Here is a 20313-nt window from a genome sequence, read left to right as displayed (position 1 = left end):
TTTGTCGGTAAGTTGATGTAATTTCATTTAGTAATTCGACAGAACTGAAAAATTTGTCAAAAGAAGAGGGTTCAAAATTAACAGAAAATTCTGTATTATATAAAGGAGGCATAAAGAAAAGGGAGGATATTTTATGAAGAGAGAAGAATTGTTGGCGCCACCGTCTTATAATTTAGTTTCTGAAATAGAGAAATATACAGGTGATAAAGAGAAGTTAGCTTTAATTTGGCAAGATGATAAAGGGAATCGAAGGGAAGTTACATACGCTGAATTAATGCAAGGTGCGAATAAAATTGGAAACGCTTTTATAAAAAGTGGTTTGCAAAAAGGGGACAAGCTTCTCATTATGATGCCGCGTTTAATTGAAGCGTACATGACGTATATTGCTGCTATTAAAGCAGGATTTGTCGTAATTCCAAGCTCGGAAATGTTACGTAAAAAAGATATAGAATATCGAATTGGACATGGAGAAGTAAAAGCGATAGTAAGCTATGAGCCGTACATTAGGCAGTTTGATGATATAAAAGCGATGGAATCTCTTCAAAAATTTGTCCTGAGCGAGCAGTCAGTAGATGGATGGATTAATTTAAAAACAGCATTAGAAACAGAGAGTGACATGTTAGAAATGGCGAAGACAGATAAAGAAGATATGGTCTTTTTATCTTACACGTCAGGAACGACAGGAAATCCGAAAGGTGTCGTTCATACACATGCGTGGGCATACGCTCATTTACGTACGAGCGCTCCAAATTGGCTCGGAATTGAAGAGAATGATATTGTATGGGCAACAGCTAGTCCAGGCTGGCAAAAGTGGATTTGGAGCCCGTTTTTAGCAACGCTAGGATCAGGGGCAACAGGATTTGTATATCACGGTAAGTTTGAACCGAAAACATACCTGAACTTATTAGACGATAATAAGGTGAATGTGCTTTGTTGTACACCGACTGAGTATAGATTAATGGCAAAGGTAGAAGATTTAAGCCAGTACAATTTAGAGGCGTTACATAGCGCTGTATCAGCAGGTGAGCCATTAAATAGAGAAGTCATTGGAACGTTCCAAAAGCACTTTCATATTACAGTAAGAGACGGCTATGGGCAAACGGAAAATACATTACTTGTTGGTGTAATGAAAGGGATGGATATTAGACCAGGATCAATGGGGAAACCAACGCCAGGTAACCACGTCGATATCGTAAATGAGGAAGGTACTCCGGTTAAAGTAGGCGAAGTTGGTGATATTGCAGTTCACATTGAAACGCCGGCCCTCTTTAAACAATATTACAAAGACGATGAACGTACAGCGATGCAATTCCGCGGTGATTATTATATTACAGGTGATAAAGCGAAGAAAGATGAAGACGGCTACTTCTGGTTTGAAGGGCGCGGTGATGATATCATTATTAGCTCTGGTTATACAATCGGGCCGTTTGAAGTAGAGGATGCACTTGTAAAACATCCTTACGTAAGAGAATGTGCAGTTGTCGCAAGTCCTGATGAAATTCGTGGAAGTGTCGTGAAGGCATTTATCGTATTAAGAGAGAATATAGAAAAGAACGAAGAAACATTAATTCCAACACTCCAACAACACGTCAAAGAACTTACTGCACCATATAAATACCCTCGCAAAATTGAATTTGTAGATGAACTACCAAAAACGATTTCTGGAAAAATTCGCCGTATTGAACTTAGAAAACAAGAGATGGAGATTCCGTCAAAATAATTTTGAAAACAGTGAAGTAAATAGTTGAATGAAATGCAAAACAATGATAATATAAAAACGAACACAAGTTCGATTTTATAAACTTAAAAAAGAGGTGTCCGTATGATTTTAGGTATTAATCCGTACTTAGTTTTAGATGGTAGTGGGCAAGAAGCTGTACAGTTTTATAAAGAGGCTTTAGATGCAAAAGTAGAAGTCATGCAAACTTTTGGTGACATGCCTGAAAATCCAGAATACCCGATTCCAGCTGAAGCGAAAGAGCGCGTTTTACACGCTACTTTAAAAGTTGGTAATACGGATCTTATGATTTCTGATACATTCCCAGGTCAAGGACATGCAATCGGATCTCAAGTAACAATCGCAATTCAAATTAGTAATGCAGAAAAAGCAAAAGAAGTATTCGATAAGTTACAAGAAGGTGGAGAAGTTATCATGCCACTTCAAGAAACATTCTGGAGCCCAGCATACGGACAAGTAAAAGATAAATTTAATATTGAATGGCAAGTTACAACGTCTACTACTGAACAAAAGTAATTTTTAGAAAAGCACCATGTTTTGAACTGGTGCTTTTTTTTTATACAATAAAAAATAAAGGAGATGGGATATATGGGAGAAATTTGGTATGGCGGCACCATTTACACAATGAGAGAAGAAAATGAAAAAGTGGACGCTGTTTACGTTGAAAACGGCATAATTGTTGATGCTGGTAATAAGGGAGAATTAGAAAGCAGATATTCAAACGTAAAGTTACATGACCTAAAAGGAAAAACAATGATTCCAGGTCTCGTTGATAGCCATATGCATCTTATTGGGCATGGAGAGAGATTACTCCGTCTAGATTTATCAAATTGTACATCTTATAGCGAAGTACTGGCTCTCGTTCAGAAGCAAGTGGAAGAAGCTCCAAAGGGCTCTTGGATTATTGGAGAAGGATGGAATGAAAATAACTTTACAGATACGAAAGATGTTCACGCGCGTGATTTAGATGAAATTTCGAAAGACCATCCTATTTTATTAAAGAGAGTTTGTCGTCACGTTACATGGGTGAATTCATACATACTGCAAGAAGCGAATATAACAGAAGCGACAGAAAATCCAAAAGGCGGGAAAATTGGCAGGGATTCATCAAATAAGTTAACAGGACTTTTATATGAACAAGGGCAAGAATTAATTAAACATGTTCAGCCAGAAATTGATGAAGCTTATTTACAAAGAGCTCTGCAAACAGCGATTAAAGATTGCTGGAAATACGGACTTGTTGGCGGGCATACGGAAGATTTAAATTATTATGGTGGTTTTAGAAAAACGCATAATGCGTTTTCTCATGTGATAAAAGAAATGCCATTTAAAGCCCATTTGCTCGTTCACCATGAAGTAGCACATGAACGAAAAGAATATGAAAATGAACATTATATTGAATTTGGGGCAATGAAAATTTTTTCTGACGGTTCTTTTGGCGGAAGAACAGCATTATTAAGTGAACCGTATGAAGATGCGAAGGAAACGAATGGGGTTGCGATTTTCTCATGTGAAGAACTTGCAGAATTAGTGAAGAAAGCACGAGATTTACATATGCCAGTTGCGATTCATACTATCGGTGATTTATCGCTTGAATATGTCATTGATGCACTCGAATTATATCCACCAGCAAAAGGGTTACGTGACCGCATTATTCATTGTCAGCTTGCTCGTGAGGAGTTAATTGAAAGAATGAAAAACTTGCAAGTCATTATAGATATACAGCCAGTCTTTCTTTCATCAGATTTTCCGTCAGTCATTGAAAAACTAGGAGAGCGCCGTCTTCGTTATGCGTATGCGTGGAAGACATTACTGGAAGCAGGGCTACATTGTAATGGTGGCTCAGATGCCCCCATTGAACAAGTAAATCCGTTTCTAGGTATATATAGCGCTGTTACACGTAGAAGTTTTATTGACGGTGTATGCTATATGCCTGAGGAAAGATTAACGGTATATGAGGCTGTTTCTTTATTTACAACAGGAAGTGCCTATGCAATTGGAAAAGAAGCGAAGCGAGGGCAAATTACAAAAGGATATGAAGCAGACTTTACAATATTAGACCGCAATATGTTTGAAATTGAGGCAGAAGAAATAAAAGAAGTAGAAGCAGAAATGACCGTAATAGATGGCCAAGTTGTCTATAGAAAAGATGCGTAAAAATATATGAGCGATTTTCGGAATATATCGACTGTAACTCGAAATATATAAGCGATTATTGAAATATATCTACCGTAACTCGAAATATATGAGCGATTATTAAAATATATCGACTTACCGACAAAAACTGACAAGAATAACGGGTGGATAGTAAGAGAGTATTGTCCGCGCCAATCGGGGTAAATAAATAACCGCAGAATTATGGAATTCCATAATTCTGCGGTTATTTTAATCCTATAAAAACGTTCTCTGTACTTTTTCCCAGAAAGAATTGTTTTTTAATTTAACGGTTTTAATTTGTTTATCGCTTAAGCGTACAACAGCTTTTTCCACTTGTTTAATGCTAAGCGCTTCGTTATCCATGCCGATAACAGGATAATCGTTACCGTCTGGTCTTAGTTTTAAAGTTAATGTACGTTCGTGATTTAAAATGAAAGGTGAACCGAGCGTACGGTAAGTGTTGTTGTTTAAAGATGCTAGTTCGCTTACTTGGAAACATGGAATAAGTGGGTCAACAACTGCGCCATGCAATGATTTATTGTAAGCAGTACTTCCTGTTGGGGTAGAAACTACTAAACCGTCACCTCTAAATGTTTCGAAATATAAATCATCAACGTGAACATCTACAACGAATGTTTTTATAATACTAGAACGTAATGAGAACTCATTTAAACAATGGAAAGATGTACTGTGATCTACATCTACCTGAATTGTTGGATATTTACGCACTTCAATTTCATTTTTTGTAATTTCTTGAAGGGCTGTATCAACGTGATCAATATGGAAATCGCAGTAGAACGAAGTTTCATCTTTCGTAGAAATCCCTGCGTATAAGCAATCTTCCCTAAAACCAGTTTTACGAACGGCTTGTAAGAAGGTTGCATCATCTCCAACACCGACGATAGCGTTTGCATTTTTTGGATGATCTAATATGGTAAATCCATTCTCTTCTAAAATACGATAGATTGGTTTCATTTTTTCAACGAGCGTTGCTTTGTCATCACCATAAAAGAAAAATAAATTGCGACGATCTGCCATTATGTATCCCTCCACTGCAGTTAAATTTTCTGTTTTTCGTGCTACATATCATTAGAGTCCGTTCCCTGATGATATGTTCAAATAATATATTTCGATATAAAATGTCAAAATACCTTTTTATTTTTAGAAAAATTTTTATATTCAATCTTATAGAACTCTGTTTAATGATGAATAAAGTTGTCGATAATGGGTACGGAGTGAAAGGATGATACGTATGAAGTGGCTCGTAATTGGAATAATAATTCTTCTTCTTTTTATTTTGTTTATACTATTGTCAAAAATAAAGCTTAAGGTGACATTTTTATATTCAGAAATGGAAAAGAAATGTTTGCTTCAAGTGAAAATATGGATGATTCGATATACATTTGATGTGTTGGAAAGAATTGAAAAACAGCAGAAAAAGACAGGACAGAAAATCGAAAAAGCTGAAGAGGACGGCGGACTCGATAATAAAATTATGGCGCAACTTGACAGCATTGGTGAACTGATAAAAAAGCTTCAAGAAGTTCATACTATTGTTAAAGATTTTCTCAAACGAGTGAAAATCAATGGTTGGAAATGGCATACACAAATTGGAGCAGGCGACGCAGCTAGTACTGGAATTGTCACTGGATATGCATGGGGGACAAAAGGTATGGCTGCTGGAGTTGTCGGACAATATATGCATATTGTCGACGTACCAGAATTTGAAATTACCCCAGTTTTTCAAGGAAAAGGATTTGCATCAAGATGTGAGTTAACAGCATCTTTTCGTATATTCCGCACTATAAAAACAGCGGTGAAATTGCTCATATTTATGAGGAAGCAAAGATCTGGTATGACAGAAAAATCTGTTCAAGCATAGGGGGGATATAGAATGGAACATCCAATTCAAGGTTTAATGACAACAGCAATGCAGCATTTAAAACAAATGACTGATGTAAATACAATTGTTGGTGACCCAATTAAAGCGGCAGATGGAAGTGTAATTCTTACTGTTTCGAAAGTAAGTTTCGGATTTGCTGCTGGTGGAAGTGAATTTGGTAAAGTAGAACATTCAGGCCGCCATCCATTTGGCGGGGGAAGTGGTGGAGGAGTTTCTATTAATCCTGTTGCTTTTCTTGTTATAAATGGAGATGGTGTGAAAGTATTGCACTTAGATAAACAAACACATGTCATCGATAAAATAATTGAATTAGCGCCACAAGCTGTTGATAAAGTGAAAGAAATGATGGATAAACGAAAAGAAGATGATCCTGAATTTCAAATTTAACGAATAAAGAAGCTAATCAATAGGTTAGCTTCTTTAATTTTTTTGTAAATAAAGCGATTTTATTTGCATTATCGATAGGGACAAACTATCATTTACATTGTACATATTTTGTTTAAATAAGGGAGGATTTTCAAGTGGCAAACGTAACTTTTAAAGGTAATCCAATGACTTTAGTTGGAACAGAAGTTAAAGTTGGCGATCAAGCGCCAAACTTCCAAGTATTAGCAAACGACTTATCTCCAGTAAGTTTAGAAACATACAAAGGCGAAGTGAAATTAATTAGTGTTGTACCTTCAATCGACACAGGTGTGTGTGATGCACAAACACGTCGTTTTAACCAAGATGCAGCAGGTATTGAAAACGCGAAAGTATTAACAATTAGCGCTGATTTACCATTCGCTCAAAAACGCTGGTGTGCAGCAAACGGTTTAGAAAATGTTGTAACACTTTCTGACCACCGCGACCTTTCATTCGGTGAAGCTTACGGCTTAGTAATGAAAGAACTTCGTTTACTTGCTCGTGCAGTATTCGTAGTAGATAGCAATGACAAAGTAGTTTACGTAGAATACGTAAGCGAAGGTACAAGCCACCCAAACTATGAAGCAGCATTAGAAGCAGCTAAATCTGCGAAGTAATGTGAAGAAAATGACCTCTTATAAAGAGGTCGTTTTTTCTCATATATTGCTCTGTAACGGCATCGATATATGAGAAAAAACGTTATATCATATATAACTAAAGGGGAGCTCTTTACAGGAGGTCGCTTTTTCTTTTTGGAAAAAATCACTTTGTGGTATGATATAAGTTATGTGTAAAAGAGAGAAGGAGGAATGTACGTGAGTCAGACAGTAGAAACATTATTTTCTATTTTTGATTCTTCTGCGGTAGTTTTACGTAAAGAATTAGATGTAACATATTTAGAGGCGCTTGTAGAAACAGGTGATAACTTGTTTGAGGGAGCGATTTTACAAGAGGAATTATCCGAATCAGCAATTGAAAGGCTGAATCGTGAATATAGTACGTTTAATGAAGAAACATATAAAGGTGAAGAAATTCGTAAAGCATTTCAGTTAGCCATCTTAAAAGGAATGAAAGAAGGCGTACAAGCGAATCACGAAATGACACCTGATGCAGTTGGGATGTTCATGAGTTACTTATTCCATAAATTTATGCAAGGTCAAAATGAAATTACAGTTTTAGATCCTGCAATTGGAACAGGTAACTTAATGACTACAGTGTTTAATAGCGCTAAAGAAGGACTAACAATGAGTGGATTTGGTGTAGAAGTGGATGAAGTGCTAATTAAACTTGCTTTAGTAAATGCAAATTTACAAAAGCATGCAATCGAATTCTTCCATCAAGATGGACTAGCACCACTTTATATCGATCCAGTTGATGCAGTCGTTTCAGACTTACCGGTTGGTTATTATCCAAACGAAATCGGTGCAAGTGAATATAAATTAAAAGCAGATGAAGGAATGTCGTATGCCCATCACTTATTTATTGAACAAAGTGTGAAACATACGAAAGAGGGCGGTTACTTATTCTTCTTAGTACCAAACTTCATTTTTGAAAGTGACCAAGCACCGAAATTACATGCATTTATTAAAGAAACATGCTTTATTCAAGGGTTATTACAGCTTCCTGTTTCCATGTTTAAAAACGAGAAAAATGCAAAAAGTATATTTGTTCTCCAAAAGAAAGGCGCTAATGTAACAATGCCAAAACAGGCGTTATTAGTGGAGTTGCCTAAATTCTCTAACATGAAGGCGATGGAAGACATTATGGATCAATTAAATACTTGGTTTGCAACACATAAATAAAGCTAGGTATATGTAACAGCATTAGTGATTTATGTAGTACAGTTTTATATAATATGTCATATTTTTAAATATATACAAGATTTAACTGAATTTTTTTGAAATCTGTAATATATATTTTTTCTTGGTGTTACAATTTTTTCACTTGAAATATATGTCGGACGATGTTTAAATTAAAATCGTGAGTATAAAATTTGCTAATGATGAAACGTTTTCATATTTAGTGAATTTGATCAGATAAAATCGAGCGGTTTGTGGAAACATCCACACAACTACCAAGAGAAAAAGGGGCGAAAGACTAGATGTCAAAAATCATCGCGATTAACGCAGGAAGCTCTTCCTTAAAATTCCAATTATTTGAAATGCCAAGTGAAACAGTATTAACAAAAGGTTTAGTAGAACGTATCGGTTTAGAAGATAGTATCTTCACTATTACTGTAGATGGCGAAAAACAAAAAGAAATTACAAACATTCCAGATCACGCAGTAGCAGTTAATATGCTTCTTAAAAAGTTAACTGAAAACGGAATCGTTAAATCTCTAGATGAGATTGGCGGTATCGGTCACCGTGTTGTTCACGGCGGCGAAAAATTTGCTGACTCTGTTTTAATTACTGATGAAGTATTAGCTGATATCGAAGAATTAAGCGATTTAGCACCACTTCATAACCCAGCAAACGTTGTTGGTATTAAAGCATTCCAAGAAGTATTACCAAACGTACCAGCAGTAGCAGTATTCGATACAGCATTCCACCAAACAATGCCGGAATCTGCATTCCTATACAGCTTACCATATGAGTACTATGAAAAATTCGGCATCCGTAAATACGGTTTCCACGGAACTTCTCATAAATATGTAACTGAGCGTGCGGCTGAATTATTAGGTCGTCCAATTGAAAGCTTAAGCTTACTTTCTTGTCACTTAGGTAACGGTGCAAGTATCGCAGCAGTAGAAGGCGGTAAATCTATTGATACTTCTATGGGCTTCACTCCACTTGCTGGTGTAACAATGGGTACACGTTCTGGTAACCTTGACCCTGCGTTAATTCCATACATCATGGAAAAAACAGGCCAAACAGTAGAAGAAGTAGTTAACGTATTAAACAAGAAGAGTGGTATGTTAGGTCTTACTGGTTACTCTAGTGACCTACGTGACATCATTGCGAAAGAAGAAGAAGGCGACCACCGTGCGAAAGTAGCACTTGATGTATTCGTAAGCCGTATCCACAAATACATCGGTTCTTACACTGCTCGTATGAAAGGTGTAGACGCAATCATCTTCACAGCTGGTGTAGGTGAAAACAGTGCGATTATTCGTGAGCGCGTATTAGAAGGCCTTGAGTACATGGGCGTATACTTCGATGCAAAACGTAATAACGTATTCGGTGAAGAAGCATTCATCAGCTTCCCACACTCTCCAGTAAAAATTATCGTAATTCCAACTGACGAAGAAGTTATGATTGCTCGTGACGTACTACGTCTTGGAGATATTGGTTAATATATGAAAAAAAAGACGAGATCCTATAGGATTTCGTCTTTTTTCTTTTGGATGTATTTTAAAACTCCATCCGGATATAATATTTTTTCTTTCTGAATGAATGCCGTAATAGGAATCCATTTCGCATATGCTACTGTTTCCTCATCTTGTATATTTAATATTTTCATTTCATATAGTGACGTGTCTAATAAACGCAAAGAATATAGTTGAATAATTTCATGACCAATGTCTCCATCTAGATGAAAGACATTTTCTAAACAACCTAAATAATTGGTGATTTCCACTTCTGTATGAAGCTCTTCCCTAAATTCACGAATAACGGTATGTGCTGATTGTTCACCAAGTTCAATTGAACCACCAAGAGGTCGGTAAAATGTTTCATCGGCTGAATGATATTCTTGTACGAGAAGACGCCCGTGATGTATAGCAATGCCAAAAGCCTTTGCACGTGGATACATATACAATCACTCCTTATTTTTTTGTATAAGGAAGATTATAATATGTTTTGTAGTAAAGGTGTCATGTATTTAAGAATGTGGTCTAATCGTAATTCCATCAAATAAGTCTTTCCAAAATGCTTCATTGTATTGGTATACATCCATAATAGGACATTTCATAACGCAAACACGTTGTAATCCCCAATCTTCTTGGGTGATAGTTGGTATATCGGCAGGAATTAGTAACAGGACAGAGAATGTATGTGTAACGATTTGAGATAAAATTTGTTCTAGGGAACATGCTTCTTCATATGTTCCTCCAGTTCGAATAAATAATATGGATTCGGCCGTTTCAATTGTAGCTAGAAAACGATTAATACGATGTTCATAATTTAACTTAATTTCTGTATAAGAAGGCCAAGAAGTTGGTGTGTTTACATCTGTTTTAAAGTCATGACAGGAGTCAATTTCATAAAGGTTGTCCCTTAATCTTAATTTTGCATCATCATCCCAAAATGAGATGAAGGATAAATTTTCGAAATTTAAAAAGCGGTCAAATCGATTTTGTAATAATACATTCACTTTTTCTAATGAGGGGCTTAGCATAAAATCAATAACGCCAAAAAATGGTGATAATTCTAATTGATATAATGCCCAAGCAGGCCAGCAGTTTTGTCCTAAGCTGAATACCGCATTATATTCTTTTTTTATATCGGATAGATTCATGTGATTTATCTCATCCTTTTTGTTAATATTTTATGCCATTCAAAAATGGTATGTGAATAAAGATAGACAAGCATATTTGCAAAGAATAAGCAGAAATATGTTACAATAGAAAAAAATCGAACGAGGTGGTTGTTACGATGCGATCGAAGCGAGAACAAGCCATTTTAGACAATATAAAAGAATGGGAAGCGCAATTAGTTGAGCAAGAAGCGACCGATTTTCAAAAAGTGTTTGATAAATGGTTACATACTACAGTTGCGAAATTACCTGAGAAAAAGCGAAAAGAATTCTTCACGAAAGCAGATGGATGGCTCTTTCATTTGCATGCATTTATTCAAAGTTCACAAGCACAGTTAGATGCACGTAATCGGATTTTAGGAACATCAAGATTATTTGATGAATCGATTGAACAGCTTGAAGATTTGAAAGCATTATCTATTGATCAATTAACATACATAGCAGAGCAGCAAACAGCACGTCATCGTCTATATTCATTTGTACAAGGCGGGGCAACAGGTGCTGGAGGTTTATTATTATTAACGGCGGATTTTCCGGTTATGATCGCATTAAATGTGAAGGCAGTCCAACTTATTGCAACATCATTTGGACATGATGTGAACAAGCCGTATGAAATGATGCTTGCGTTAAAGGTGTTTCATGCGTCATTACTACCAGGAAGACTTCAGCAATACGCATGGTACAATTTATTGCAAGAGCTGGAGCAAGAAGATTCGTTCTTCTACGAAGGAGACGAAGCAGTGCTACAAACAGCTTCTACTGAGGTTGTGTTAAAACAAATTTTGAAGACATTTTCGATTTATGCTCTTCGTCGTAAATTATTCCAAGGTATACCGGTAATTGGAATGGCAATTGGATCTACAGTGAATTATCGTTTAACAAGAAACGTTACTGAATTTGCAAATAGATTTTATCAAGTGCGCCATATAGTCGAGAAAGAAAAAAGAGCATAAAAAAAGCGAGAGGCCGAAGCCTTTCGCTTTTTTAATTTGTTGCATGTTTTTTAGACATTGGAACAGATACTGGCTGCTTTTCTGCTGTTTTTTCTGTTTTTGGATAATAAATTAAATCCAATGTTTTTGCCTGTACGGCAATCGAAAGAATAGTAAAAGCAATTTCTGTCCAATTTAAATAATATAATGAAAGCGCAAGAACAATCGCGTCAAAGACGAAGAAAATTTGCCCAATTGTAAAACGAGTTCGTTTACTTAATACAATTGTTAAAATATCGTCTCCACCGGTTGCACCGCCAAATCGCAATATAAAACCGAGTCCAATACCAGCTAACGCACCGCCAACTACTGCAGCTATAAATAAGTTATTTGATAAATCTACCGTAAATGGAGAATAATTTTCCATAAAGGAATAAAATGCTCCGAATGAAATTGAACCTAGGAATGAATAGCCAACCATTTTTCTACCTAAAAATGAAGCACACAGTAAAATAATTGGGATATCCATTAATACAGTTGAAATAGATGGTGAAATATCATAAAAGTTTTGAATGAATAGTGCAATTCCTACAAAGCCACCTTCTGTTAAGTGGTTTTGGAAGTGAATGTGATATAGCGCTGCTGCTAAAATAAATGAACCGATTAAAACCATAAAAATTTCTTTAATAATTTGCCGACTTTGGATGTTCCTCATCGTTATTCCTTCTTTCCGTAGTTAGTAGTCCTTTTTGTGTTGTAAACTAACTACGAGCTCACATGTAGCTTTCAGTTAGTTTACGAAAAAACTAACTACGCTATATGTCGCTGAAGAAATAACGAATAATCCTCTCGTCCATCAATTCTCCCTACCTTCGTTTTAGTTTAAGTCTTAAAACGACTAAACAAAACGTGGAGTAGGATTCTTCATTTAGCAATCCTGCTCTTCTTTGTTTTGTTTAGTTAGTAACAATTAAGTCCTAAACAAAACGCTATGTGTAAGAAGAGTCTTTTTTTTGCCAAATTATCCTTCGGGCAATCATAATTTCCCCACTCTCGTATTTTTTTCGCTAGACTAAAGTATCTGAGCTGAAAAATACGCTACGTGTATGATTCGTCAATACGATGCCACATGCTCCTTCGAGCGATCATGATATCAAAATCCCTTCCTTCAAGATTTATACTATTATATCATACTTTTAAAAAATGTATGCGGATGGAAACCGACAATAAACGGAGGGAATCTACAAAAAATGTTATGTTTAAATATTTTTGTAGAAAAGCCTAAGTTATTTCGGAGGATTGGACAGTTTGTAACGGTTTGTCCAATAAGTAAGAAAAAAAGGTTTTATTCCGTTGTATTCTTTTCATCACTTTTATCTTTGAAAAACGCATCCCAACTAATCACACTTAAAAAAGTTAAAGCGATAATAACGAAAGCACGCATAAGCTGTAGACCTCCTTTTGTACATAGTATATGAATCATTCGATTCGGAATGTGTCATTTTTTTACAAGTCTTAACTATTATGAGAGTATATTAATATAGATAGATGAAGGGGAGAATGAAGGTATGCTAAAAGAAATGTTCAAAAGAAAAGAATTAATATGTATTTCATGTCAGAAAAAAATTCAATATGAAGAAGAGCTTGTTGCTTTTGTAAAGTTGCCGAAAGAAAGAAGTATATTAGTTGGCCCTTTTGATGTGTGTTTGGCAAAAACAGCACAAGAGATATATTGTAAATCATGTTACGACAAAAAAAGCATGACCCAAAGTAATTGAGGGGCATGCTTTTTTCATTGGTGTGCTTTCCCCTCAGATACATTTTGAGTGAGTCGATACCAAAGCCAAAGGTCATTAATGATGGAAGCAAGATCGGCAATTTCTGAATTTAGTTTACAAGAAACTTCGAAGTCTTCTTCGTTATTTAAATAATGTTGTTTTTTATTAATATAGTGCTCAAGTTCTTTTATACGATCAGGAATTTTCCCGCGAACTTGTTCCCATTTTAGTAAAATAGCATGTTGCATTTTTTCGGGGATTTCTTCCCAGTCTTCTTGTAAATGTGGAATTTCAATTCCTAGATGTTCATCGTATAAGAAATACTTTTCCATAAGTTCACCCCCCGTTTTCCTGCTTATATTGTACAGAAAAACAGAAAGAAGTTCGACGAAATTGTTTGAAAAAATTTGAAAATGACTCTTGATACATTTTGTGAAAGGTGTTAAAGTGTGAATTATTATAAAAGAAAATGAATATTTATTCTTTAGGGGGATGCAAAATGGAGAAGAAAAAAGTTGTATTAGCATATTCCGGAGGTCTTGATACTTCCGTTGCAATTAAATGGTTACAAGAGAAGAATTATGATATTATCGCGCTTTGTTTAGACTTAGGGGAAGGTAAAGACTTAGCATTTGTAAAGGAAAAGGCACTTTCAGTAGGTGCAATTAAATCATATATGATTGACGTTCAAGAAGAATTTGCAAGCGAATATGCATTGATGGCGATGCAAGCACACACATTATACGAAGGAAAATACCCTCTTGTCTCTGCATTATCTCGTCCGCTTATTGCGAAGAAATTAGTAGAAATCGCAGAACAAGAAGGCGCAACTGCAGTTGCACACGGATGTACAGGAAAAGGAAATGACCAAGTTCGTTTTGAAGTTTCTATCCAAGCATTAAATCCTTACTTAGAAGTGATTGCGCCTGTACGTGAATGGAAATGGTCACGTGAAGAAGAAATTGCATATGCAAAAGAAAACGATGTACCAATTCCGATTAATTTAGATAGCCCGTTTTCAATCGATCAAAACTTATGGGGACGCAGCAACGAATGTGGAATTTTAGAAGATCCATGGGCAGCGCCGCCAGAAGATGCATATGAGATGACATTGGCGTTAGAAGATACACCGAATAAACCAGAGTTTGTAGAAATCGGATTTGAAGCGGGCGTACCGACTACTTTAAATGGCACTGCATATTCACTTGCAGAATTAATTAAAACGTTAAATGCGCTTGCTGGAAAACACGGCGTTGGACGTATTGATCACGTAGAAAATCGTCTTGTCGGTATTAAATCTCGTGAAGTATACGAATGCCCAGCAGCAATGACGTTAATCACTGCGCATAAAGAGTTGGAAGATTTAACACACGTAAAAGAAGTAGCGCATTTTAAACCAGTGATTGAACAGAAAATAACAGAACTTATTTATAACGGTTTATGGTTCTCACCTTTAAAACAAGCGCTTCATGCATTTTTACAAGAAACGCAAAAGAATGTAACAGGTACAGTGCGTGTGAAATTATTTAAAGGTCATGCGATTGTAGAAGGACGTAAATCTGAATACTCTTTATACGATGAAAAATTAGCAACATATACTGCCCAGGACGAATTTAATCATGATGCAGCAGTTGGATTCATTTCATTATTTGGTTTACCGACGAAAGTATACAGCCAAGTGAATCAAAAGAAGGTGGAAGCGTGAGCAAACTTTGGGGCGGACGTTTTACTGAAGAAGCGGAAGCGTGGGTTGAAGAGTTTGGAGCATCCATCTCTTTCGATCAACAATTAGTAAATCAAGATATAAACGGGAGTATTGCACACGTAACGATGCTAGCAAAGCAAGGCGTCGTTACGAAAGAAGAAGCAGAGAAAATAAAGATAGGTCTTCAATATTTATTGAAAGAAGCAAAAGAGAATAAGCTACAATTTTTAGTAGAAGCAGAGGATATTCATTTAAACATCGAAAAAATGTTAATTGAACAAATTGGCGAAGTAGGAGGAAAACTTCACACTGGCCGAAGTCGTAATGATCAAGTAGCGACAGATATGCATTTGTATTTAAAAGAAAAGGTAGAACATATTATAAAAGCTACAAAACAATTGCAAACTGTTCTTGTTCATCAAGCAGAAAATAATATTGAAACGATTATGCCTGGCTATACGCATTTGCAACGTGCTCAGCCGATTTCATTTGCTCATCATATTCTCGCTTACTTTTGGATGTTAGAGCGTGATGTAAATCGTTATGAAGATTCGTTAAAGCGTATTAATATCTCCCCATTAGGAGCAGGAGCGCTAGCTGGGACGACATTCCCGATTGACCGAGAATATAGTGCGGAGCTTCTTGGATTTAATGGAATATATGAAAATAGTTTAGATGCAGTAAGCGATCGTGATTTCATCTTGGAGTTTTTAAGTAACTCATCTCTGCTTATGATGCACTTATCGCGCTTTTGTGAAGAACTTATTTTATGGAGTAGCCAAGAGTTTCAATTTATTGAAATGAGCGATCAATACGCAACTGGAAGCAGCATTATGCCGCAAAAGAAAAATCCGGATATGGCGGAACTAATCCGTGGTAAAACAGGCAGAGTATACGGTAATTTATTCAGTTTACTTACAGTAATGAAAGGATTACCGCTCGCTTACAATAAAGACTTGCAAGAAGATAAAGAAGGAATGTTTGATACAGTAAAAACAGTAGAAGGATGCCTTCATATTATGGCGGGTATGCTTGAAACGATGACTGTAAACAAAGAAAAAATGGGGCAAGCTGTGACGCAAGATTTCTCCAACGCAACAGAAATTGCCGACTATTTAGCAAACAAAGGACTACCATTCCGTCAAGCTCATGAAATTGTTGGGAAGTTAGTGCTATATTGCACACAAAAAGGAATTTATTTATTAGATGTCTCGCTTGAAACATATAAAGAAATGAGCTCTTTATTTGAAGAGGATTTGTATGAAGTTCTTTCACCATATGCGGCTGTAAAGCGTCGTAATAGTTCGGGTGGAACAGGATTTGAACAAATCAAAAACGCTTTGGAGAAGGCGAAGGGGTTAGTTGGAGAGTTTGTTGGAAGTTGATTGATTTTATAGGGAAGAAGGTACGCTAATCTTGATGGAGAGAAGCTTACCTTCTTTTTTTATAGCCACAAATTAATCATACTTATGTCGATCTTCCGTAATTCGAATATACTCAATATCCATCAAATCTCTAAGTAATGCACCGTTACTTAGTTCAACGCCATGTTTCTCTTTAAAATGAGTACGAATCGTATCTAGCATTTCGAGTTCTTTCCCATTCACATCTAAAATAATACGTTCAGAATCATCCATGTTGCATCCTCCTTTTTTACACATATATATTTTGTCCGTCTATTTCTAAAAAATGTATGTTAACGTAATGTTAGGAAATAAGAAAGGGATGAAAAATGAGACGTATTTATTTTATAGGGTTAATTTTGTACACGCTAATTGTATTACACGTTGCATTCCCAAATATCTTTTCATTTGAGGATTTAGAAACAGTACACGTTGCGATATTTATTTTTGCTCTATTTGTAGTAGATTGCTTTATTTCTATATGGATTTCGAAAAGAAAAGATATACAAGGTGAAAAAGAAATGGAACGGAAAAAGAGAAAACATTCATTTTGGATGATGACATACTGTTTGTCTTTAGTGCTTACTGCTGCTTTTTTTAGTGAACATATTCCATTAGAAAGATTAAATATTAGATTTGGAGCGTTCGTATTTGCATACTATTTTTTTATGCACTTTCTTCCTTATATGAAAGAAAAGCGAGGAGAAGAGGAAAATCCGCTTGTAGAAGAAGCGAGAGAGCAAGAGCATAAGAGAATAGAAGAAGATATAAAGAAACTCGGAGAACAAAAGTGGTATTTAAAATCAAAAATCATATATGTTCTTTGCTTTATTACGCCGCCAATTGGCTATTTGTACGTTTTCTTACTTCGTAAAAAAATGACAGCAGATGCAAGGCAAACGTACTTAACGATCGCGACAATTATGATGGCATTATGGTCTTTGAAGTTTCTTCCGCCTTATGTGTTGGCAATTACCGTTGTTGTCGTAGCATGTCTTGTGTTTATAGTGAAGTTTATAAAATGAAAAACACCAAGCCTATGTGGACTTGGTGTTTTATCTATAAATTAAAGCTCACCTTGTTCCTCATCACCACGAACAACAAGGACATCGCATTTCGCATAGCGAATAATATGTTCAGAGACGCTACCAATTAGGAAACGCTCAACAGCATTTAAACCAGTCGCACCACACATAATTAAATCTACTTTATGATTTGGAGCGATTTCTTTTGAAATTTTTGATTTAGGATTACCGAATTCTAATACAGTTTCAATTTTTTCAAGACCAGCTTCAAGCGCAGTTTTTTTGTAGTCTTCTAATAAGTCTTCTGCAAATAGATTTGCCCGTTCAGCAATTGCACGGCTATAAGCTTCTACTGCTGAGTATGCTTTTACATCAACGATATGAGCAATTGTTAATGTTGCATTGTTGCGCTTTGCGACTTGAATTGCTTTTTTAAAGGCTTTTTCTGCTTCTTTAGAACCATCCACCGCGATTAAAATATTTGTATATGTATTATTCATAGTAAATTCCTCCCAATCTGTTTTATAACTGTTTACAACTTAATTATAAAACAAATTTTGGTAACATGCTTGCCAGAAACGTTACAGAATTTTGAAAACTCTGTTTCAATTCATTTTAGTTGTAATTGGAGCGAGAACTTGTTACATATGAAGTATAGCAATTTAAAAGGGGGCAGTTTTGTGAGACATGCGCTCATTACAGCCGGTACGAAAGGTTTAGGAAAGCAAGTAACAGAAAAGTTATTGGCTAAAGGCTATTCAGTAACAGTAACGTACCATAGCGATACCACGGCTATGGAAACGATGAAAGAAACATATAAAGATGTGGAAGAGCGTCTACAATTCGTGCAAGCGGATGTCACGAAAAAGGAAGATTTACATAAAATAGTAGAAGAAGCGATGAGCCGTTTTGGCAAAATTGACTTTTTAATTAATAATGCTGGTCCATATGTATTTGAACGAAAAAAGTTAGTTGATTATGAAGAAGATGAATGGAATGAAATGATTCAGGGAAATTTAACAGCGGTATTTCATTTATTAAAACTTGTCGTTCCGGTCATGAGAAAACAGAACTTTGGCCGTATTATTAATTACGGATTTCAAGGGGCGGATAGTGCACCGGGATGGATTTATCGTTCAGCTTTTGCCGCAGCGAAAGTAGGACTTGTTTCATTAACGAAAACAGTTGCTTATGAAGAAGCGGAGTATGGTATTACTGCGAACATGGTATGTCCTGGTGATATTATAGGCGAGATGAAAGAGGCAACTATTCAAGAAGCACGTCAGCTGAAAGAGCATAACACACCGATTGGTAGATCTGGAACAGGTGAAGATATTGCAAGAACCATTTCGTTTTTATGTGAGGACGATTCCGATATGATTACCGGTACAATTATTGAAGTTACTGGTGCAGTGGATGTTATTCATAGACATCGATAGAATAAAATAAGATGAAGTTTCGAATAATTGGACAGTTTATCCATTGTGCTGAGAGGTGCGGATAATACTGTCCTTTAATATAAAATTAAATCTATCGGAAAACTCGTGTTATTTTTTTGTCAAATATTGAGATATTATGTTAAAATATAAGAGCGTAGAAAGCGCTTTAAAAAAATGATTCAGGGGTCATTTCATAACTCAAGGGGGAACTAATCATGCGTATCGGTATTCCAACAGAAATTAAAAACAATGAAAACCGTGTGGCAATGACGCCAGCGGGAGCAGTACATTTAGTACAAAATGGTCATGAAGTTTTTGTTCAAAAAGGAGCAGGTTTAGGATCTGGCTTTACGGATGAAGAATACGTACAAGCTGGTGCGAAACTTGTAGAAACTGCTGAAGAAGCATGGAATCAAGATATGGTTATGAAGGTAAAAGAGCCAGTAGCAAGTGAATACGGCTATTTCCGTGAAGGTTTAATTTTATTCACATACTTACACTTAGCTCCAGAACCAGAATTAACGAAAGCATTAATCGATAACAAAGTTGCATCAATCGCATACGAAACAGTACAATTAGACAATCGTTCTTTACCATTACTTGCACCTATGAGTGAAGTAGCTGGTCGTATGTCTGCACAAATCGGTGCACAATTCCTTGAGAAAAACAAGGGTGGTAAAGGTATTTTACTTGCAGGCGTTCCAGGGGTAAAACGCGGCAAAGTAACAATCATCGGCGGTGGTCAAGCTGGTACAAACGCAGCTAAGATTGCAGTAGGTTTAGGTGCAGATGTAACAATCATTGACTTAAGTGCAGAACGTCTTCGTCAATTAGATGATATTTTCGGTAACCAAGTAAAAACATTAATGTCTAATCCATACAACATTGCAGAAGCTGTTAAAGAATCTGACCTTGTTATTGGAGCAGTATTAATTCCAGGTGCAAAAGCGCCAAAACTTGTAACTGAAGAAATGATTCAATCAATGGAACCGGGTTCTGTCGTTGTAGATATCGCGATTGACCAAGGTGGTATTTTCGAAACAACTGATCGTATTACAACTCATGACAACCCAACTTACGAAAAACACGGCGTTGTTCATTATGCAGTTGCTAATATGCCAGGTGCAGTTCCACGTACGTCAACTCTTGCATTAACAAACGTAACAGTACCATATGCAGTACAAATTGCGAACAAAGGTTACAAAGATGCTTGCTTAGGCAACACTGCATTACTAAAAGGTATTAACACATTAGATGGCTATGTAACATTCGAAGCAGTTGCAGAAGCGCACGGCTTACAATACGCTGATGCGAAAGAGCTTCTTGAAAAAGCTCCTGCTTTATCATAATAG

Annotated in this window: 22 protein-coding genes; 15 read left to right on the top strand and 7 right to left on the bottom strand. The window is 36.1% G+C overall.

Annotated elements, in window-relative coordinates; translation table 11 throughout:
• Positions 1 to 133 precede the first annotated feature (133 nt).
• From mbcS to DN407_RS22935, 3 genes are all read left to right on the top strand, one after another.
• Complete coding sequence (mbcS, locus tag DN407_RS22945; protein ID WP_000817757.1) at positions 134 to 1720, top strand: acyl-CoA synthetase MbcS; 1587 nt, start codon at positions 134 to 136, stop codon at positions 1718 to 1720.
• Positions 1721 to 1822: 102 nt separating this feature from the next.
• Entirely contained in the window at positions 1823 to 2254 is a 432-nt protein-coding gene (locus tag DN407_RS22940) for a VOC family protein (RefSeq protein ID WP_000600350.1), read from the top strand.
• A 72-nt stretch (positions 2255 to 2326) separates the two neighbouring features.
• The gene (locus DN407_RS22935) at positions 2327 to 3895 is read left to right on the top strand and encodes an amidohydrolase (protein ID WP_097796827.1); all 1569 of its coding nucleotides are present in this window, start codon (positions 2327 to 2329) and stop codon (positions 3893 to 3895) included.
• 234 nt (positions 3896 to 4129) lie between these two features.
• On the opposite strand, the gene DN407_RS22930 is transcribed toward DN407_RS22935, so the two are convergent.
• Entirely contained in the window at positions 4130 to 4933 is an 804-nt protein-coding gene (locus DN407_RS22930) for an NAD kinase (RefSeq protein WP_149216651.1), read from the bottom strand.
• A 205-nt stretch (positions 4934 to 5138) separates the two neighbouring features.
• On the opposite strand from DN407_RS22930, the gene DN407_RS22925 reads away from it, so the two are divergent.
• The 5 genes from DN407_RS22925 (at position 5139) to ackA (ending at position 9498) form a co-directional block, all read left to right on the top strand.
• A complete protein-coding gene (locus DN407_RS22925) occupies positions 5139 to 5777 on the top strand; it encodes a DUF2953 domain-containing protein (protein ID WP_002101410.1) in 639 nt (212 codons plus the stop codon).
• Between the two features lie 12 nt (positions 5778 to 5789).
• Positions 5790 to 6185: a GerW family sporulation protein gene (gene ytfJ / locus DN407_RS22920; RefSeq protein ID WP_000400935.1), complete on the top strand. Its 396-nt coding sequence runs from the start codon at positions 5790 to 5792 to the stop codon at positions 6183 to 6185.
• A 134-nt stretch (positions 6186 to 6319) separates the two neighbouring features.
• Positions 6320 to 6820, top strand: a complete 501-nt coding sequence (gene tpx, locus DN407_RS22915) for a thiol peroxidase (RefSeq protein WP_000024529.1) — start codon at positions 6320 to 6322, stop codon at positions 6818 to 6820.
• Between the two features lie 198 nt (positions 6821 to 7018).
• Positions 7019 to 8005: a class I SAM-dependent methyltransferase gene (locus DN407_RS22910; protein ID WP_000084367.1), complete on the top strand. Its 987-nt coding sequence runs from the start codon at positions 7019 to 7021 to the stop codon at positions 8003 to 8005.
• A gap of 299 nt (positions 8006 to 8304) precedes the next feature.
• Positions 8305 to 9498 (top strand): acetate kinase, encoded by a 1194-nt coding sequence (gene ackA, locus DN407_RS22905; protein WP_000034575.1) that lies wholly within the window; start codon positions 8305 to 8307, stop codon positions 9496 to 9498.
• A gap of 23 nt (positions 9499 to 9521) precedes the next feature.
• Here ackA and DN407_RS22900 read toward each other — a convergent pair whose 3' ends face one another.
• Both DN407_RS22900 and DN407_RS22895 read right to left on the bottom strand, forming a co-directional pair.
• A complete protein-coding gene (locus DN407_RS22900; RefSeq protein WP_000283468.1) occupies positions 9522 to 9956 on the bottom strand; it encodes an NUDIX hydrolase in 435 nt (144 codons plus the stop codon).
• 69 nt (positions 9957 to 10025) lie between these two features.
• Positions 10026 to 10661, bottom strand: coding sequence for a DUF1796 family putative cysteine peptidase (locus DN407_RS22895; RefSeq protein WP_001053732.1), 636 nt, complete (start codon positions 10659 to 10661; stop codon positions 10026 to 10028).
• Positions 10662 to 10798: 137 nt separating this feature from the next.
• Between DN407_RS22895 and DN407_RS22890 the strand changes: the two genes are divergently transcribed.
• Complete coding sequence (locus DN407_RS22890) at positions 10799 to 11632, top strand: EcsC family protein (RefSeq protein ID WP_001256853.1); 834 nt, start codon at positions 10799 to 10801, stop codon at positions 11630 to 11632.
• Between the two features lie 31 nt (positions 11633 to 11663).
• On the opposite strand, the gene DN407_RS22885 is transcribed toward DN407_RS22890, so the two are convergent.
• Entirely contained in the window at positions 11664 to 12326 is a 663-nt protein-coding gene (locus DN407_RS22885; RefSeq protein ID WP_149216650.1) for a YitT family protein, read from the bottom strand.
• A gap of 853 nt (positions 12327 to 13179) precedes the next feature.
• Between DN407_RS22885 and DN407_RS22880 the strand changes: the two genes are divergently transcribed.
• A complete protein-coding gene (locus DN407_RS22880) occupies positions 13180 to 13389 on the top strand; it encodes a hypothetical protein (RefSeq protein WP_000910674.1) in 210 nt (69 codons plus the stop codon).
• A 14-nt stretch (positions 13390 to 13403) separates the two neighbouring features.
• On the opposite strand, the gene DN407_RS22875 is transcribed toward DN407_RS22880, so the two are convergent.
• The gene (locus DN407_RS22875; protein WP_000417216.1) at positions 13404 to 13721 is read right to left on the bottom strand and encodes a hypothetical protein; all 318 of its coding nucleotides are present in this window, start codon (positions 13719 to 13721) and stop codon (positions 13404 to 13406) included.
• Between the two features lie 167 nt (positions 13722 to 13888).
• Here DN407_RS22875 and DN407_RS22870 point away from each other — a divergent pair, with 167 nt between their 5' ends.
• Both DN407_RS22870 and argH read left to right on the top strand, forming a co-directional pair.
• Positions 13889 to 15094, top strand: coding sequence for an argininosuccinate synthase (locus tag DN407_RS22870; protein ID WP_053514531.1), 1206 nt, complete (start codon positions 13889 to 13891; stop codon positions 15092 to 15094).
• A complete protein-coding gene (argH, locus tag DN407_RS22865) occupies positions 15091 to 16479 on the top strand; it encodes an argininosuccinate lyase (RefSeq protein WP_149216649.1) in 1389 nt (462 codons plus the stop codon). Before DN407_RS22870 ends, argH begins: the two co-directional genes overlap by 4 nt.
• 72 nt (positions 16480 to 16551) lie before the next feature.
• Here the strand turns inward: argH and DN407_RS22860 are convergent, their stop codons facing one another.
• Entirely contained in the window at positions 16552 to 16731 is a 180-nt protein-coding gene (locus DN407_RS22860) for a hypothetical protein (RefSeq protein ID WP_000342765.1), read from the bottom strand.
• Between the two features lie 95 nt (positions 16732 to 16826).
• Between DN407_RS22860 and DN407_RS22855 the strand changes: the two genes are divergently transcribed.
• Positions 16827 to 17522, top strand: coding sequence for a hypothetical protein (locus DN407_RS22855; protein WP_149216648.1), 696 nt, complete (start codon positions 16827 to 16829; stop codon positions 17520 to 17522).
• A gap of 41 nt (positions 17523 to 17563) precedes the next feature.
• Here the strand turns inward: DN407_RS22855 and DN407_RS22850 are convergent, their stop codons facing one another.
• Complete coding sequence (locus tag DN407_RS22850) at positions 17564 to 18022, bottom strand: universal stress protein (protein WP_001066673.1); 459 nt, start codon at positions 18020 to 18022, stop codon at positions 17564 to 17566.
• A 147-nt stretch (positions 18023 to 18169) separates the two neighbouring features.
• Between DN407_RS22850 and DN407_RS22845 the strand changes: the two genes are divergently transcribed.
• Both DN407_RS22845 and ald read left to right on the top strand, forming a co-directional pair.
• Positions 18170 to 18961, top strand: a complete 792-nt coding sequence (locus DN407_RS22845) for an SDR family oxidoreductase (protein ID WP_002062486.1) — start codon at positions 18170 to 18172, stop codon at positions 18959 to 18961.
• Between the two features lie 215 nt (positions 18962 to 19176).
• The gene (gene ald / locus DN407_RS22840) at positions 19177 to 20310 is read left to right on the top strand and encodes an alanine dehydrogenase (RefSeq protein WP_001219402.1); all 1134 of its coding nucleotides are present in this window, start codon (positions 19177 to 19179) and stop codon (positions 20308 to 20310) included.
• Positions 20311 to 20313 lie beyond the last annotated feature (3 nt).

Origin of the sequence: Bacillus sp. JAS24-2, assembly GCF_008274905.1 — a bacterium.
GTDB classification, from domain to species: Bacteria; Bacillota; Bacilli; order Bacillales; family Bacillaceae_G; genus Bacillus_A; species Bacillus_A cereus.
Note: the sequence above shows the minus strand (reverse complement) of the source record. Positions and strands in the feature narration are given on the sequence as shown.